A 2,584-nucleotide genomic window follows, 5' to 3' on the forward strand; every position below is an offset into this window, starting at 1 on the left:
TCCTCGAGCAGGGCCACCGCCGCCCGGCCGGCCTCGTGCGCCGAGGACGGGTTGCCGTAGACGCCGGTGAGGGCGGGCCACATCGCCTCCAGCGCGCTGCGCCGGACGGGCGCGGTGGCCGCGTGGTCCAGGTCGAGGGTGGTGCTCATCGGCGCGGCGAGCCCTCCTCGACCACGGCGTCCAGGCCCAGGTCCAGGGACTGGACGGTATGGGTCAGTGCTCCCACCGAGATCACGTCCACGCCCGTGGCCGCGATCGCCCCGATCGTCTCGAGGCTCACCCCGCCGGAGGCCTCGACGACGGCGCGGCCCGCCACGAGCTCGACGCCGGCCCGCAGCTCGGCCGGCGAGAAGTTGTCCAGCATGATCGTGTCGACCCCGGCGGCGAGCACCGCCGGGATCTGCTCGAGCCGGTCGACCTCCACCTCCACGTGGGTGGTGTGCGGCAGGCGGGCCATCCCGGCGCGCAGGGCCGCGGTGAGGGCCTCGCCCGGGTCGCCGGCACCGCCGAACCCCAGCGCGGCCAGGTGGTTGTCCTTGAGCATCACGGCATCCGAGAGGCTGAAGCGGTGGTTGTGCCCGCCTCCGTCCCGCACCGCCTGCCGTTCGAGCACGCGCAGACCCGGGGTGGTCTTGCGGGTGTCCACCACCCGCGCGTGCCCGCCGCCGGCGCGCACGGCGGCCACGTGGGCGGCCGTCGTCGTGGCGATCCCGGACAGGCGCTGGACGAGGTTCAGCGCCACGCGCTCGGCGCGCAGCACCGAGCGGGCGGGGCCCGCGACCTCGGCGACGACGGCGCCGGGGGACAGGTCGGCGCCGTCGGCCAGGTGCAGGGTGACGGACACGGCCGGGTCGACGAGCCGGAAGGCGGCCTCGAGGGCGTTCGTGCCGGAGAGCACCCCGGCCTCGCGGGCCACCACGCGCGCGGTGATCCGGGCCTGCTCCGGGACGAAGGCCTCCGAGGAGACGTCACCCCAGGGCGCGTCCTCGGCGAGCGCTGCGGCCACGATCCGCTCCACGTCCGGCCGCGGGGCCGGTGTCGTCGGGGCGCGGTCGGCCGGGGTCACGTCCCAGCCCCGGCGGACTGCGCGGCCGACTGCTTCGGCGCGACGGCCAGCATTCGCTCGAGCGCGGTGCGGGCCGGGTCGGCCACGGACGCGGGCACGGTGATCCGGTTGACCACGCGGCCGGCCACGAGCTCCTCGAGCACCCACGCGAGGTAGCCGGGGTGGATGCGGTACATCGTGGAGCACGGGCAGATCACGGGGTCGAGGCAGAAGATCGTGTGCTCGGGGTGCTGGGCGGCCAGGCGCTGCACGAGGTTGATCTCGGTGCCGATCGCGAAGGTCGAGCCGGCCGGCGCCGCCTGGATGGCCTTGACGATGAAGTCCGTGGACCCGGAGGAGTCCGCGGCCTCCACCACGGGCAGGGGGCACTCGGGGTGCACGATCACCTGGACGTCCGGGTGCTCGGCGCGGGCCTGCTCGATCTGCGCCACAGTGAAGCGGCGGTGCACCGAGCAGAAGCCGTGCCACAGCAGGACCTTCGCGTCCCGCAGGGCGTCCTCGGAGTTCCCGCCCAGCGGCAGGCGGGGATTCCACGTCGGCATCTGCTCGAGTGGGATCCCCCTGGCGCGGCCCGTGTTCCGGCCCAGGTGCTGGTCCGGGAAGAACAGGACGCGCTGGGCACGCTCGAACGCCCAGTCCAGCACGGCCGAGGCGTTGGAGGACGTGCACACGATGCCGCCGCGCTCGCCGACGAAGCCCTTGAGGGCCGCGGAGGAGTTCATGTAGGTCACGGGCAGCAGGGGCACGCGCCCGTCGTCGTCCGGCTCGGTGCCGTAGACCGCCTCGAGCTGCTCCCACGCGTCCTCGACCGAGTCCAGGTCGGCCATGTCCGCCATGGAGCAGCCGGCGGCGAGGTTGGGCAGGATGACGGCTTGGTCCGGGGTGGAGAGAAGGTCCGCGGTCTCCGCCATGAAGTGCACGCCGCAGAACACGATCGCCTCCGCCTCGGGCCGGCCCTGGGAGGCCCGCGCGAGCTGGAAGGAGTCGCCCACGAAGTCGGCGTGCTGGACGACCTCGTCGCGCTGGTAGAAGTGGCCCAGCACGACGACGCGTTCGCCGAGCGTCTGCCGCGCCGCGCTGATCCGGGCGTGGAGCTCCTCGTCCGAGGCCCGCTGGTACTCCTCGGGGATGCGGCCCTGCACGGGGGCGTCGGCCGGGACGGCGTCGTCCTGCGATGCGCCGGGGCCGTAGGCGGGCAGGCCGGCGTCGAACGCCCAGGGGCCGCGGGTCAGGTCGGGGGAGCACGAGGAGCCGCGCGCGGCGTCCTTGTCGATCAGGGTCAGGGTGCGGGCCACCGAGGCGGTGGTCCCGGTCGGGGTGGTCATGGGTGACTCCTGGGTCGGGGCTGGTGGGTCAGCGGCGGGCATCCGGCCCGGCGGGATCGGGGTCGGTCCCGGGCCCGGCGGGCCGGTAGCGGTAGAGCTTGGGCGGGCGGTGCGGGGTGCCGCCGCGGACCTCGCCGGTCTCCTCGAGGGCCCCGGCGGCGAGGGTGGCGCGGCGGAAGTTGGCGGCGTCGAG

General features: G+C 75.0%; 2 protein-coding genes and 1 pseudogene. All 3 read right to left on the minus strand.

From position 1 onward, the window contains the following. Positions 1 to 145 precede the first annotated feature (145 nt). Positions 146 to 1,066, minus strand: a complete 921-nt coding sequence (gene nadC / locus HMPREF3105_RS00480) for a carboxylating nicotinate-nucleotide diphosphorylase (RefSeq protein ID WP_036316441.1) — start codon at positions 1,064 to 1,066, stop codon at positions 146 to 148. Beyond that, positions 1,063 to 2,391, minus strand: a complete 1,329-nt coding sequence (nadA, locus tag HMPREF3105_RS00485; RefSeq protein WP_036316443.1) for a quinolinate synthase NadA — start codon at positions 2,389 to 2,391, stop codon at positions 1,063 to 1,065. The genes nadC and nadA overlap by 4 nt, the downstream gene beginning before the upstream one ends. A 28-nt stretch (positions 2,392 to 2,419) precedes the next feature. Then, a pseudogene (locus HMPREF3105_RS13735) lies at positions 2,420 to 2,584 on the minus strand (DNA mismatch repair protein MutT); the annotation flags it as partial.

The organism is Micrococcus sp. HMSC31B01 (assembly GCF_001816085.1).
Taxonomy (GTDB): Bacteria; Actinomycetota; Actinomycetes; order Actinomycetales; family Micrococcaceae; genus Micrococcus; species Micrococcus luteus.

Coding starts and splice junctions, on each gene's coding strand:
- nadA (WP_036316443.1), bottom strand. CDS start 2,391: ATGACCACCCCGACCGGGACCACCGCCTCGGTGGCCCGCACCCTGACC.